This is a genomic window from Colwellia sp. BRX8-7, from assembly GCF_014077275.1.
GTDB lineage: Bacteria > Pseudomonadota > Gammaproteobacteria > Enterobacterales > Alteromonadaceae > Colwellia_A.
In genome coordinates this window covers 43,562-59,442 of sequence record NZ_JACGVP010000008.1, presented here as the reverse complement: position 1 = coordinate 59,442, position 15,881 = coordinate 43,562, and the positions used below count along the sequence as shown (strand labels likewise).

At 35.4% G+C, this 15,881-nt stretch carries 9 protein-coding genes; all 9 read left to right on the top strand.

The genetic code is table 11. The features are described from left to right. Positions 1–3: 3 nt before the first annotated feature. The 9 genes from H4J57_RS09475 (at position 4) to H4J57_RS09435 (ending at position 15,742) form a co-directional block, all read left to right on the top strand. Positions 4–693, top strand: coding sequence for a penicillin-insensitive murein endopeptidase (locus tag H4J57_RS09475; protein ID WP_182242614.1), 690 nt, complete (start codon positions 4–6; stop codon positions 691–693). Continuing rightward, positions 690–1,034: a low molecular weight protein tyrosine phosphatase family protein gene (locus H4J57_RS09470; RefSeq protein WP_182242613.1), complete on the top strand. Its 345-nt coding sequence runs from the start codon at positions 690–692 to the stop codon at positions 1,032–1,034. The genes H4J57_RS09475 and H4J57_RS09470 overlap by 4 nt, the downstream gene beginning before the upstream one ends. Before the next feature lie 129 nt (positions 1,035–1,163). Further along, complete coding sequence (locus tag H4J57_RS09465) at positions 1,164–1,979, top strand: NERD domain-containing protein (protein WP_182242612.1); 816 nt, start codon at positions 1,164–1,166, stop codon at positions 1,977–1,979. A 274-nt stretch (positions 1,980–2,253) separates the two neighbouring features. Further along, positions 2,254–3,117 (top strand): alpha/beta hydrolase, encoded by an 864-nt coding sequence (locus tag H4J57_RS09460; protein WP_182242611.1) that lies wholly within the window; start codon positions 2,254–2,256, stop codon positions 3,115–3,117. 394 nt (positions 3,118–3,511) lie between these two features. Then, positions 3,512–4,189, top strand: a complete 678-nt coding sequence (locus H4J57_RS09455; protein WP_259366832.1) for an acyl-CoA desaturase — start codon at positions 3,512–3,514, stop codon at positions 4,187–4,189. Between the two features lie 1,041 nt (positions 4,190–5,230). After that, the gene (locus tag H4J57_RS09450; protein ID WP_182242609.1) at positions 5,231–6,451 is read left to right on the top strand and encodes a diguanylate cyclase; all 1,221 of its coding nucleotides are present in this window, start codon (positions 5,231–5,233) and stop codon (positions 6,449–6,451) included. A 194-nt stretch (positions 6,452–6,645) separates the two neighbouring features. Continuing rightward, positions 6,646–10,182: a sensor histidine kinase gene (locus H4J57_RS09445; RefSeq protein ID WP_182242608.1), complete on the top strand. Its 3,537-nt coding sequence runs from the start codon at positions 6,646–6,648 to the stop codon at positions 10,180–10,182. Between the two features lie 396 nt (positions 10,183–10,578). Next, positions 10,579–14,631: a hypothetical protein gene (locus tag H4J57_RS09440; RefSeq protein WP_310733715.1), complete on the top strand. Its 4,053-nt coding sequence runs from the start codon at positions 10,579–10,581 to the stop codon at positions 14,629–14,631. A gap of 151 nt (positions 14,632–14,782) precedes the next feature. Then, positions 14,783–15,742: a DUF1186 domain-containing protein gene (locus H4J57_RS09435; protein WP_182242607.1), complete on the top strand. Its 960-nt coding sequence runs from the start codon at positions 14,783–14,785 to the stop codon at positions 15,740–15,742. Positions 15,743–15,881: the final 139 nt, after the last annotated feature.

Genomic DNA, 15,881 nt, shown 5'->3' with positions numbered 1-15,881 from the left:
AAAATGAAAATATTAACGTTTAGTATCTTAATTACTTGTTTGTATTCTAACGCTGTTTTAGCAGAAGAAAGTACATGCTACGGTACAACCTCAAAAGGACGTTTGGAAAAAGGGGTAGAGCTACCAAGCTCTGGTAATAATTTTGTCGCTTACAGCATTGTTGCAAGGTTAGCAGGGAGAGCTTACGTCCACTCCCAAGTAGAAAGCATCATAGTAAACGGCTATAAATCTTTAGAAATAGAACAACCAGACAAAGTTTTTAAGTATGCTGAAACTGGATTCGAAGAAGGTGGACAGTTCAAACCCCATAAAACTCATCGTAATGGTTTATCGGTAGACTTTATGACACCCGTATTAGATGAATCGGGTCAATCAGTGCATCTGCCAACTCACCCTTTAAACAAGTTTGGCTACGACATTGAATTTGATAGTAAAGGGCAATATGAAGAATATTCTATCGACTATGTTGCTTTGGCTGCTCATATTGTTGCCTTGCACAAAGAGGCTGTAGCTCAAGGTGTAGATTTATGGCGAGTAATATTTGATCCTAAATTACAATCTGAGCTTTTCAAAACACCTTATGGCCCTTATCTTAAAAAGCATATCCAGTTTTCCAAAAAACGTTCATGGGTTAGACATGATGAACATTACCATGTGGACTTTGATATTCCGTGTAAGGAACTAAACGAATGAAAAATATTCTCTTCATCTGTAGTAAAAATCAGTGGCGTAGTCCCACAGGAGAACAAATATTTAAAAATCACGCTGAACTAAATGTGAGATCAGCAGGTACTAGTTCAAGCGCAAGAAAAACGGTAAATGCAAAAGACATTCTATGGGCTGACATTATCTTTGTGATGGAAGAAAAGCATAAAAGTAGACTTAAAGCTGAGTTCATCAAATTAGTTAAATATAAAGATATTCAAGTGTTAGATATCCCTGATGAATATCAGTATATGGATGAAGAGTTGGTAGATATCTTGGGTCAGTCCGTTAGCGTATATCTAGGGATTTCAGACATTAATTCATTATAAGATTATGATATTAATATGTATTTAATAATAAGTGTGTTTAGATAGTTACTGCTGATTTTTATTATATAATTAACTGGCTAATAAAGGACAAAATTAGCTAGTAGCTACCAATATGGAAGTAAGTATTAAATGGATTTAACAATTTACCTCAACATGATGATCAGTGCCGCTTGGTATCTAATACCGATCTTCATATTTGCTATCGTCATAAAGTCTGCATGGTTTAAAGGTGTCTTGGGTGAGTGGCAAGTTAACTTGCTCATTAAGTTTTTCTTAGACAAAAATGATTATCACCTTATTAAAAACGTGACACTTCCTACTGAGGATGGCACTACCCAGATTGACCACATCATAGTTTCAAAATATGGCATATTCGTGGTTGAAACTAAGAATATGAAAGGTTGGATTTTTGGTGGTGCTAATCAAAAGCAATGGACGCAACAAATCTTTAAACACAAATCAAAATTTCAGAACCCACTTCATCAAAACTATAAACACATAAAGACGTTAGAAGATCTTCTCTTAGTAGGGAGTAACGCAAAAAATGATTATATATTCTCAGTCATTATCTTCATTGGTGACAGTACCTTTAAAACTAAAATGCCAGATAACGTAAGGTTTGCACGGGGGGGGATTGAGTATATCAAAAGTAAAACTGATCTTATTTTGAATGATCAGGAAGTTGTTAGTGTTATTGAACAGGTTGAAAGTGGACGGTTGGAACGTAGCTTTAAAACAAACCGTCAACACATTAAGCACGTTCGAGGTATTGTAGAAGAGAAATCTGATATTAAGTATTGTTCAAAATGTGGTGCTGATATGGTCTTACGTAAAGCCAATAAAGGTAATAATGTAGATAATGAGTTTTGGGGATGTAGTTCATTTCCCAAATGTAGGAATGTACTTAAAAATGAGTCAGAGTTACTTGTAAGTATTGATCTCTAACGTTTACCCATGCTTTCTAATGCACATTTGGGTATAGCAACAGAATCTAGTTTGGTGATTAATTTTTGGTATGTTTTCAACAGAGCAAGCGTGATAACAGCACACGTTTATCAAAAGTTCGTTAATTAATGTTAATCAATGTTTGATATAATTTTAATATAAAGGTAACTTTTATTTTAAAAAAAAGACAGACGGATAATTGCCTTGATAAAAATAGGTCTTTGCCTGTTTAATAAGCTATTAGTCGTTAAATCAACAAGGAGTGTTACTAGATATGAAAAAAATCACAATATTATTTTTATTATTACTTTCTGGATGTTCTGCAAACTATACAACTGAATCATTTGTATACCAAGATGAGCATCCTGAAAAGCAACTCAACATTACAAAAATTCAAGCTGAACTGACTGAATCTAATATATCGGCTGTTGTCTCAGCGGTGAGCTTAACCGCTGAGGATGGTATTACACTTAGAGGCGTTAAGTTAATAAACAAAGATGCTTTAGTTAATATTGTCTTTTTCAGTGCGAATGGCATGAAAATTAGCCTTTCATCGAGAATATTGAATAAATTTTCTATGTTACCTGCGAACGTTATTTGGTTTGACTATCGAGGCATGGGAGTAAGTGATAAAAAAGATATATTGTCTCTTAATAATTTACGAACAGATGCATTAAGAATCTTTGACTTTTCTAAGGGTGAATTTCCAACTAACTTACCTACAGCCATCCATGGATTATCGATGGGGTCTTTAATCGCAAGTTATGTTGCAAATAATAAAGATATAGACGCATTAATTCTAGATGGTGCTATCAATACAGTGCCAGAGTTGGTCGACAATTTAACACCTGCTTGGTCAAAACCATTTTATTCAATATATTTGTCACCTGAATTGACAAAAATAAATAATGTTGATTTTATTAAAGAATATGAGAAACCATTGCTTTTCTTAATTGGTGAAGACGATTCAACTACGCCAGTGCATAACTCGAAAGAGCTTTATGACATATCTCCAAGCTCGGTTAAAGTATTAGCGATCATTCCGGATACAGAGCATGCAGAAACAATGAAAAAAGATAAGGCAATAAAAGTATATCAGGATTTTATTAATAAATTAGTTTGCTGTAAAAACGGCTAGCAAGGCGTTAAAATCAACAAATAATAGCTGGCTGTTGTTCTTGCCTCACACATTCAGCCAACTATTGTTTGCCGCTTAACAAGGCGTTAGCTGCCTCAGGATATTCATGCTCAATACGAATAGAGTTAAATCGGACAATGACACATGTGCGTTCAAGGGAATGGTAAAGTGGAAACCAATTAAATCAATTTGGTTCTTAACTCATGTTGCCGCAACAGTTTTTGTTGCTCCATTTGTCCTGTCAATATCAGCCTTCTCAGTATTCGTCGTACTCACAGTAATAACATTATGTTTTGGACACTCACTTGGAATGCACCGTTTATTAATCCATCGTTCTTACGAGTGTCCTAAATGGATGGAATATTTGTTCGTATACTTAGGGGTGTTAGTTGGTATGTCAGGTCCTATAGGAATGATTATTCAACACGACCTCCGCGATTGGGCTCAAAGACAACCACAGTGCCACGATTATTTATTGCATGGTTCCAAAATATTAAAAGATGGTTGGTGGCAATTAAATTGCGATCTTGAACTTAATAATCCACCTGAGTTCATCATAGAAAAAGAAGTTTCTCTCAATAGGTTTTATCTATTTGTTGAGAAAACATGGATATTCCAACAATTAATTTTAGCTATCCCTCTGTTTCTCATTGGTGGTATTTCTTGGTTAGTTTGGGGAATATCTGTAAGGATTGTAATATCTGTAGGTGGTCATTGGTTAATAGGTTATTTTGCTCACAATAAAGGTGAACGCACATGGAAAGTAGAAGGCGCAGCAGTTCAAGGTCACAATGTTAGAATTGCAGGTCTTCTTTCTATGGGCGAAGCGTGGCACAACAATCATCATGCTTACCCTGGGTCTGCAATGCTAGGTTTGTACAGTGATGAACCTGACCTTGGATGGTGGGTTTTAAATATATTACACAACTTAGGTATTGTAAAAAACATTAAACTGCCTAAGGAGCTTCCGTTTCGTTCAGAGCTTGTCGCTGAGGCGGAAAATCTAGATAGTCGTGTAGAACGAGTTCCAGAAGATTGTAAAATAGCAAAGTTCATTCGAAACGGCACTTAGTTTGTATTTATGCGCTAACGAGTAAACATTATCTGGTGGTGTTGTTTATTGATAAAGAAAAGCTGGAGCAATTCAGAATGACTCATGTACTTGTGCGTTGTCATCGTACACAAAAGGCACGTTAACTTTTTTGGGTTCATCGTGTAAATAGAACCTTTTGTATTTAATATTAGCTGTTATTTAACCAATTATTCTTGTTATACCATAATATTTTTAACATAATATGAAGCATGGAGTTTTAACAGGTTATAAGAATATTCTAAATTTTATATATCGCTATCAAAATTATATTCGCTTCCTTAAATACGTTATTACAAAATATACCGCATGTTTTGCTCTTCTAATTTTTGCACTTACCACCATTTCAATAAGTGCACAACCTTATGTGAAATTAGATAATCTCAATAAAATTAAACTAAATGAACATAATATCTGGTACCAAACGGCGCTTATATTACTAAGATTAAGTTAATACAAAAGGGCATGAAGATACTTGGTTTTTTAAGCTTCATACTAATTATCTCGATTTAGGTACGGCTTATTGGCAACGCAATAGCGGTGAAGTTATAACGTTAGCAAACTTTGGGCAGATTGGTGGTACGAACCCGAAATTAGCTCACTCACAAGCATTTCCCCTTTGATTAGGTCAACATGAAACGGGCACGCTGTAGATTTATATTGAAGCTAAAAAAGTTATTATGGATGGCTTAATTAGTGTATTCTAAAAAATCATTAACAATAATTTAACTGTCTTTATCTCGTCTAACTCCTACCAGAATAGAATTTATTAATTTAAAACCAAATGGTTAGGATATATCCATCACTTTATGCTTGTTGATTAGGCTTTGATTGCGTTCTTTGTTATTTTGGGGGCCTATGTTCTTTTATCTATTTAAAATCAATAAGGTTACAAATATTTATAGGGAACGAGTATAAAATTTGCTATGTTAAGTTATCAAATATATTCATAGCTTCTCAGTTTAAAGAGCCGCACCCCCTTTACTCTTTGTCGTATGAAGTCAGATAAATAAGAAGAGTTTTTTGCAATTATTTAGCACTCACAAGCTTCGTAATATTCAAGCGCAAGAGCAAGCAATAAAAAAACATGCCATTTTAGTTGTTGATGACGAAGTTGCAAACCGCAAAGTTATTACTTCTATTCTTCAATATGAATTTATCGTTTTAGAGGCTAGCAATGGGGTTGAAGCGATTGAGCTTGTTCAAAAACATCCTAATCCCGAAAGCATCAGTATGGTGATCAGTGATCAGCGCATGCCACACATGAGTGGAGTTGAATTGCTAAGTCAGTTAGCTAAAATAATTCCTAAATCTGTGCGAATTATTGTTAGTGGTTATACCGATGTCGAATCTTTCATCGGGTCTATCAATAAAGCCAATATTTATAAATTTATTATTAAACCCTTTGAACGCGCCGATTTTCTATGGACTATAGAACGCGCACTTGAAAACTTTGAGTTACAACAAAAGCATGATACGCATTTATTATCCCTTGAGTACATCGTAGCAGAAAGAACCAAAGAGCTTGCTGATAAAAATATCGAACTTGAACAAGCTTATAAAAAGCTAGAAGACATTAGCTTAACCGATCCGTTAACTCAATTGAAAAATCGTCGCTATTTAGATAAACATATTGATGCTAAGGTCGCCCTGTCTTTAAAAGCATTTCAAAATTGGCAAAAAGATACCACAAACCCCTTGCCTCATAATGAACAACTCACCTTTTTTATGCTCGATTTAGATAATTTTAAATCAGTAAATGATACATATGGTCACGAATATGGAGATGAAGTTCTTAAAAGCATTAAACCCTTACTCGAAACTTTATTTCGTAGTTCCGACATATTTATACGCTTGGGGGGAGAAGAATTTTTAATTGTTGTTAGAGACATAAATCAAACGGATGCACAAATACTAGCAGAGCGATTACGTAAAACCATTAAGCAATATGTATTTGTTGTTAACTCATACACAAACTTTTCTATAACTTGTTCAATAGGTTATGTTCAATACCCTTATATTACCGAACAACCAAATGCGTTAAGTTGGCAACAGGTAGTGAAACTTACAGATAAAGCACTTTACTTAGCTAAAAATAATGGCAGAGATGCATGGGTTGGACTGAGTCATCTAAACAATAATATCAATGAGAATGAAATCACAAAACTGCTAGATCCAGATGAAATATTAACTCAAAATAACACGATTAATTTAGTCAGTAATATCACTTTAACCATCAAGTAATGTAAATCAGCCGTGAGCCTTGTTTAGTTATGCTATTACCTCCATATTTGAACATTTTTTCTATTTATAAACCATCTAATATTCAACGCAGAATATTGGCTTATTTCCTCAACATATTCGTTATTGTTTTTGTCTTGCTTTACTTTTTATTTATTTGTAATTCAATGGCTTATGGGGAAAACCTAAAGCCTCAATTGAAATTCCAAGACCTTCTTATCGATGAAAACATTGTGGCAATGGATTTTATTGAAGATAAACAGGGCATGTTATGGATAGCATCAGATAGCGGGTTTTATAAGTTTGATGGTATTGAGATGCAACATTATATACAGAATAAAAAACAAAATTCAATATTAAGTAATGCAATCAACACCTTATTTTTAGATAGTCAGGGCAATATTTGGTTAGGTTATAAGCATGCTGGACTATCACGTTTTGATCCCGTCACAGAAAAATTTATTCACTTTTCCTTACCTACTGCTAATCATAATAAAGTTGCTTATGAATTTTCGGGGAATGCTATAGAAACTATTGTCGAAGATAAATTTCATAATATTTGGGTTGGTAGTGATGTTGGACTCACTCAAATTACTCCTAAAAAAGAAGGTATTGAAGCAACAACAGATGACTTTGAAATACTATCCTTTACTAATGCACCATTTACTAACAGTGTCGTTAACCGTCTTGTCATTGATAAACAACAAAATCTTTGGGTTGGTAGTGATCTAGGGGTACATTTTGTCAATATTTCACAGCTAAACAGTTCTACTGTGGCTTTGAATAAAATAAATTCACTTTTCAAAGAGTTAAAATTACCTTTAAATAACTCAAAATCGATGAGTGTCGTTAGTTTATTGGCTGATAGTGATCAAACATTATGGATAGGTACTAGTGATCAAGGGGTGTTTAGTTTAAATATTACTCATATGTCAAAAGGATCATTGAATTTAGCAAATGATAACAGTATTACGCCAAGGTTTATTAATTATTCTCTTCGTAATGTCGAAGACATTAAGCAAGATAATAACGGTGATATTTGGTTTGCGACTAAATCTGGATTAGGCTTATTCAGTGCAACGCAGCAAGTTTTTTATTTGTATCAACACAACGCAGAAGATCTGACAAGCTTAGCTACAAATCTTATTTATAACATTTTTATTAATCAACAAGGTATTTTGTATCTATCTATTCCATTTACTATTCAAACAGTTAATACCAATAGTACATGGTTCAAAACCATCCCTATTAATACTGAAAATAAAAACATGTTGCAAAGTAAAGCAGTGGTTACGGCAGATTTTGATAATCAACAAAATTTATGGCTCAGTGGTATTGGTACCGGTTTGTCTAAGGAATTTAAAGATAAAAAGAGTAAAAATAAAAGTAACGAATCAATATTAGTCAATTCAAATAGCTGTGCACCACATTGCTTTATTAATTATCAACTTTTAGATAAAAATGCCGAACCGGACAAAAACAGTATATTTTATTTAGATGAAGGTGGTGTAGTAGGCTTTAAAGAAGATTCACAAGGGCGTATTTGGCTAGGATTATATAATAATGGCGTCTATAAAGTGACTGCTAATAAGCAACATAAAACTCATTATAAATATGATAAAGAAAAGCCAAATAGTTTAAGTAGCAACTGGCGTAATCGCGTTATTATTGAAGATTCAGATCAGCGTATATGGGTAGGTAATCAGGCGGGAATTAATTTATATGATGATCTTAAAGACACTTTTTTTCGTGTTCCTATACTGGATAGTAATGCTCAAACAATACTTTCAGTATATATAAACGCCATTGTTGAAACAAAACATCATTTATTAATAGGTAGCGGCGATGGTCGTTTATTTTATTTAACTGAGACAGGAAACAAGCAAAATAAAGATCAAAAATTAAGTTTTGAAAATATAAAAATACGATTAAAAAATGGTGAAAATAAATATGTCACATCAATTACTTCTATCACAGAAACTCAGGATGGTACTATTTGGCTATCAACCTTGACAACAGGTCTGCTTAAGGGAAGTTTAGTTACCACTAAAAGTGGTGAGTTGATCTTTATTGGTGATATTTATGATCATAGACAAGGATTGAATAACAATAATATTAGCGCTTCTCACGCAGACTTAAATGACAATAACCGCTTGTGGTTACATACCAAATTTGGAATTTCAGTATTTTATATTGACCGTGAACGTTTCTATAATTTCAGCTCTATAGATGGTATATCAAGTGTAAAACAATGGATCAACTGTGCAGATCAAGCTAAAAATGGTGATATATATTATTGTGGCCCAGAAGGTGTTGTATATTTTTCACCAAAAGACATTAAGTTAAATACCCGTATTCCCGAAGTAGTCTTAACTCGATTTTACGTAAATAACAAAGTAGTTGATATTGAGCATGAAGACGAAATCCAGCCATTTAAACAAGATAATAAACATTACAATTTACTGACTAAAAATATTAATTTTACTAATAGTATTACGCTAAATTATCAACAAAGTAACTTTGCTTTTGATTTTTCCTCTCTGGATTATACCGCGCCATTAAAAAATAAATATAAATATATGCTTGAGGGCTTTGATAACGAATGGATAACGACCAATGCAAAACGCAGGCATGCTAATTACAGTAATATTCCCGCGGGCGAATATATATTTAAAGTCAAAGGTAGCAATAATCATGGCTTTTGGAATGAAGGTGGTGCAAAAATTAAAATTATTATCCTACCACCTTGGTATTTGACTTTATGGGCTAAAACCATTTTTATCTTAATTTTTAGTTTACTAATTTTTAGCTTTATACGTTATCGTACTCAACAACAAACAAAAATATTAACACAACGTAGCATTGACCTAGAACTAGCAGTTAATGAACGAACCGCTGAGCTTAAAAACGCGCAAAAAACCATTGCAATTCAAGAGAGAATGTCTTCTCTAGGTACACTCAGCGCAGGCATTTCCCACGAAATTAACAACCCAACCAATTTTGTTTATGGTAGCTGTCAAAATATGGATGTTGACTTAACACGCTTTAAGCAATTTATATATGATTTAGCCGGTGACGATGCCGATGAGGAAGTTCTTTCCGCGTTTGAACACAAATTCATCTCTTTACATGAACATCTCGATATTATTGGTGAAGGTGCGCAGCGGATCAAAAAAATCGTCAGTGGATTAAGTGCATTTTCTCGCTCAGATAAAGACGAAATGGAAGTCATCCCAATTAATCAATGCATAGAGAGCACAGTTGAATTGGTCAAAACCGAATATAAGGATGTTACCCTTTTTGAATTAGTATTTACAAATAATCCTGAAGTATTTTGTTTTCCCTCCAAAATTAATCAGGTGATAATGAATTTATTAATTAATGCTGGTCAAGCCATAAAAGCTAATTCACCAAACAAATGTGATGATTATTTTGGTAATATCCGCATCTGTAGCGCTATTGTTGATAATAATTGTGTACTCAAAATTTATGATAATGGGAGAGGTATTGCAACAGGCCATATAACTAAAATTTTTGAACCATTTTTCACTACTAAAGAAGCAGGCGAAGGCACCGGTCTTGGCTTATCACTCAGTTATGAAATTATTCAACAACATGGAGGAAGTTTGTCGGTAGAAAGCACTGAAAATGTTGGCACTTGTTTCACTTTAGTTTTACCACTTAGCCAGCATAACGATATCGAGTCTGTAAAATCTAGCGGCGCTGTTTTATGATCAAACAAATATGTCAGATGTCTCAGGATGCTTTTCCAGATATTTAACAATATAATTAATGGGATTAGTGACTTGGCATCTAAGATAATAATATATCAATCATAAGGATAGTTGGAAAATCAGGAGGAATTCATGGCATTTGGTGATTAGATAAATCACCGAATATCCCTGGCCGGTAAACACCATGAATGTAAAAGCCATCTTGAACAATAGGCTGACACTTGTTGCCTTCAATATGAAAAAAATGCGTTTTAAGGCGCTATGTGCACCGCTGGTCTTTGATGGCCACATTGTGACGTTATATCATGAAGTGCATTACCTTAAAAATATCAAGAGAGTTGCCTTATCCATAAGCTTAAGGGCAAAATAAAACAAAAACGTCACAAGGAGATATAAGTGAAAAATACAAAATTGACCTACAGTGTTTTTTCTTGCCTACTATTATTAATGTCGTGCTCACTTTTTGCCAAAGACACTATCCCTGAACCTTTAACACCATGGGTGTCTTGGGTATTGAAAGGGTACGAAAACCTATCTTGTCCTTTCATCAATAACACTAACTTTGCTGAGAAGCAGAATCATATTTGTGCTTGGCCAAGTACGCTGGCAGTAAATGTAACAGACAGTTCAGCAACGTTTAAACAATCATGGCAGGTATTAACTAAAAGTATTATCCCTTTACCCGGAAATGATAATAACTGGCCACTTGGTGTAAAGGTTAATAACAAAGACTTTGCTGTATTTAGTTATAAAGGTAAGCCATCTATTGAATTAGTCAAAGGCACTTATGTTATAGCAGGCCAATTTGAATGGTCAAAAATACCGCAAAGTATCGCTATCCCTGAACAATACGCCTTCGTTAAAATGACAATTAATAACCAAGTCATCGCCTTTCCTAAAATAGAAAATAATGAGCTATGGTTACAAAAGTTTGAAACGAGCCAAGAGCAACAAGACTCTCTTGATATAACGGTTGCAAGACGAATTGCAGACGGCGCTTATATAAAGCTTGAAACCTTCATTAGTATCAATGTGTCAGGTCAAATGAGAGAAGTAAAACTCGGCAAGGTACTGCCTGAAGGGTTTGAACTGATTGGCATTGAATCACCTGTTTCCTCATTTTTAGATGGTGACGGTATCTTGCACGCTAAATTGAAACCCGGCAGTTGGGAAATAAAGGTGCTAGCTTATGCACCCGCTACTTTATTAACGTGGCAAAAACCTGAACAATCTCATCATTGGCCAAAAGAAGAAATTTGGGTTTTTGAAGGGCATGAAAACTTGCGACTGGGTAAAGTTGAAGGTGCAAAAATGGTTGATAGTAGTCAAGCAAATATGCCCAATGCTTGGTATGAGCTACCGAGTTATTTAGTTAATAACGACGATTCACTGCGTTATGATATTCAACATAGAGGAAAGCCCTTACATTTAGAAAATCAACTTAACTTGAAACGCACCTTATGGCTTTCATTTGATCATTCAACTTACACCTTTAATGATGATATTAATGGCGCAATGATCAATGATTGGCGTTTAAGTATGAAATCTCCTTATTTATTAGAGTCTGCAGAAGACCAAGATGGCTCAGTATTAATTACTACCAAAGAACCCAATGAAAGGGGCATCGAAAATCGTTATCCACAGGTAAAAATTGAAGCAAGAGGTATTATCAACTCAGCCAAACAACTACCTGTTAGCGGTTGGAATAACGATTTTGAGCGGGTATCATTGAAGCTAAATTTGCCTCCAGGCAATAAATTGTTTGCCGTGTTTGGAGCCGATACCGTGTCAAACAGTTGGTGGTCAAGTTGGTCAATTTGGGCAAGTTTTATTGTTTTATTATCTTCTTTAATGGCGAGTCGATTGATTAATGTCACCGCGGGTATTGCCACTGCGGTAATGCTGCTTTTTATATATCAAGAAATAAACGCGCCTGTGATCGCCATTCTTAATTTACTTTTGGCGATCGTTATTAAAAAGCATCAACCCTTTGAACGCATGAAAGTCTTAGTTAAGGCTTATTGGGGGATCAGTATAACGGTTGCTATTGGCGCGATATTATTATTTTCTGCAACCCAATTACGAACCGTGATACACCCTCAGCTGGAGTCACGCGAATCAAGTGCAGACAGTTATAGAGAGCGTGTAGTTGTACAAAACAAAGAAGCACAGATGAGCAGAAAGCGCAGTGATGTTATCTCCTCAGCAGATCTAATGAGTGCACCTGTTGAAAGAATCATAGTGTCAGGTAGTCAAGTGAAAATGGCTGAATTAATGATGGAGCGTTATCAAGCTGATGTGTTAATGCAAGCTGGCTCTGGTATTCCAAGTTGGCAGTGGAATAGCTATCAAATTAATTGGAATAGTCCTGTTGCTAAAGATCAAACGTTCGAGGTGATTGTTTTATCCAAAACCATCTATAGGTTCATTAAGATACTGGGTATATTGTTGACCTTGATTTGGCTGTTTTTAATATTAAAAGAAGTCATTAGCGAGGCATACACTAAAATTAAACCTCCAGCAGTCTCGAGTTTGTTGGCTTTATTGTTCTTAATGCCGAGTTATATACCTAATGTTGAAGCCGCCGACTTCCCCAGTCAAAAACTCTTAGATGAGCTTAAGGTAAGGCTGACAGAAGCGCCATCGTGCGTGCCTGATTGTGTTGCTATCAATAGATTACAAGTTAGCATTGATGAGAAAGAATTAACCTTGGTGTTATCTGTTCATGCTAATACTGCTACTGCGTTAGCTTTACCTAAGTCTGAATTTTGGCGACCAGAAAATTTATTACTAGGTGAGACTTCAGTTGAAAATAAAATTGAAAGCTTAGTTAACTATAAAGGTTGGATATATATTCCTATTGCCCAAGGATTATCTACCATCACCTTGCGGGGGCAGGTGGCTCCCGTTGATGAATTCCAACTTGAATTTAAAGATAAGCCTAAGCACGTTAATATATCCTCTTCAGTCGCTTGGCAAGTTGTTGGTCGCCAAGCTGACCGGTTAACTGGCAATACCTTGGCCTTTTTAGCTACCAATACCGATAAAAAGGAAAATGAAAATCAGCAAATTTCGACTCGTTATAGTACACAGCCCTTTGTTAAAGTGACCAGAGAACTGACTGTTGACCAATTATGGACGATACGCACTAAGGTTGAACGTATAGCGCCGAATAGCGGTTCAATAAATATTAAGGTTCCTTTAATAGCAGGTGAAAATATTACCAGCGCAGAGGTTATTGTTGAAGATAATCAAGTGGCAGTTACTTTACCCGCAGGAGTTAACTTTTTTACCTGGACTTCTATCGTTGCTCAACAACAAGACCTTCGTTTGCACGCTAAGCCTGAACAGCCGTTAATTGAGCTATGGCGAGTGATTGTTAGTCCTGCGTGGCATGCAAATCTTTCTGGATTACCAATAATTCTAGAAGACCAAGACAATAATGATTATTATCGATACTCTTTCTATCCATATCCCGGAGAAAGCCTCGACCTCACCATTACCCGACCTGTTCCAGTAAAAGGTGAAGTGTTAGCCATTGATTCAGTGAATTACACCATTGAGCAAGGCACACGTACATCAACGCTAAGTTTATCTTTTGATTATCGAAGTACACGCGGTGGTGAGCATATTATTGAATTGCCGCTAAGTTATCAGTTAAAAGAAATTAGAACGGATAACAAACTGATTAATCTTCAATTAGAAGACGATAAACTGGCAATTCCAGTACTACCTGGTAAACATAATGTCCAGATACTGATGCGTGCCAGTGTTGAAGAAGAAATGTTGTTTTCTGCGCCAAAAATAAACTTAAATGCGCCAATAAGTAATATTACCAGTATTATTAATTTGAGTAGTCAGCGCTGGATACTTTCTGCTAAAGGTCCTCTACTGGGGCCAGCGGTACTTTATTGGGGGGAGTTGTTAGCTTTTATTTTATTAGCTTTACTCGTCTCAAGAGTGAATTTTTCACCCTTAAATACAGTGAGCTGGATAATATTAGGCTTTGGCTTAAGTTTAAGTAATTGGGGAGTGTTGATGCTAATGGCGCTGTGGTTTGCTGCTATCACTGCTAGTACTTATCGGCCAAAAAATATTAATCGACTTTCATATAATGCATCGCAGGTTTTATTGTATTTGTTATCGATTGGCGCCATCGTGTCGCTTTTACTTGTGGTTCCGGCCAGCCTGTTGAGTTCGCCTAGTATGGGTATTGAAGGTAATTATTCATACGGTAACCACCTGCAATGGTTTTCAGATAAATCGAGTGGTTTGTTACCCCAAGTATCTGTGGTGAGTATCTCAACCATTTTTTATAAAGGTATTATGTTGGTTTGGGTTATTTGGCTGAGTTTTGCTTTTTTAAGTTGGATAAAATGGGCTTGGAAAGCGCTTGGTCAACAGGGCTATTGGCGAAGTGAACTCAGTAAGCAACTAGACGAAAAATAATAGCTCGTTGCAACAAAACTAGATCTATTTGAAATATTAAATGAAAATTTGATTAGATCTAGTGCTTTCATTGGTAACGGCAATAGGAAGTGTTTATTATGTAACATTTGGCATTTGCCACCCATTATTGATTATTTAACGCGGAACTTACATGAATTTAGAACAAGCTTTATTGGTAATCGCTACTGCACATGGCAACGAACTACCTGTTGAAGCGCTAGAAGCAGTTAAAATGAATTGGTCAGTGTTTTATCCTGATTTAGAGCGACTCATCGATCAATTTATTACCGATGATACTTCGCTTACCGATGAGCAACAGGCGATTTTATTTTTCGGCACCTTATTACTAGCAGAATTAAAATATGTTCCCGCGTTGTCAAAATGTCTGCAGTTATTCTCGCGCAGTGATTCCTTTTTAACTCCACTTGAAGGGGTGTTTGGAGATGCTCTTACTGAATTAACGCCAACCTTATTTTATAATGTGGCAGATGGTAATACACAAGTATTGTCTGATTACATTGTTGATGGTCATCAAGCGATGTACTGCAAAGCTTCTGCTATTGAAGCGGTGTTTGCTCAATACGAAGTGGGTGTCATTGATAAGTCGGAATTAAGTGAACATGTAACTCGCTGGCTAGCAGCCTTTTTGGCTTTACCTAATCCAATCAGTAGTTTTTTAATGAGTGCATTAGCCGATTCTTGTATTGAATATCAACTTGATAATTTCAAACATCAGTTTGTAGAATTATGTGATAAAGACTTATTTGACGAAGACCGCTTTAAAAAATCTGAGGTAAAGGCCTGGCACAGGGGAGATGCACCTAAGCTGATAGAGTCTGGTATTATTCAGGCAGAGTTTAGTGTCGTTGATACGTTAAAGGCATGGATTGATGATGACTCTGAAGATGAGCTAATCGACACACTTCCAAGTGAAGACCATGATATATTTGAGTCGTTAATGGCTGAAGGTGGTTTATTAGCTAATATCCTTTATGACGAAAAAACAATTTTAGAGAACAGCGTACCGGTGAGTTCATTAGCTATGGCTGGACGCAACGATCCATGTCCTTGTGGTAGTGGCAAAAAATATAAAAAGTGTTGCTTACAGTAAAATACAGCGCAATTAAATCCGTACCTACATTAACTCGTCAAACTAGAAAAACCGCTCATTGAAAGATTAGCGGTTTTTTACTTTCTTAAGGGAATTTTCATTAAAATTAATCGCTATATCAGTTATCTTTTTGATGCTT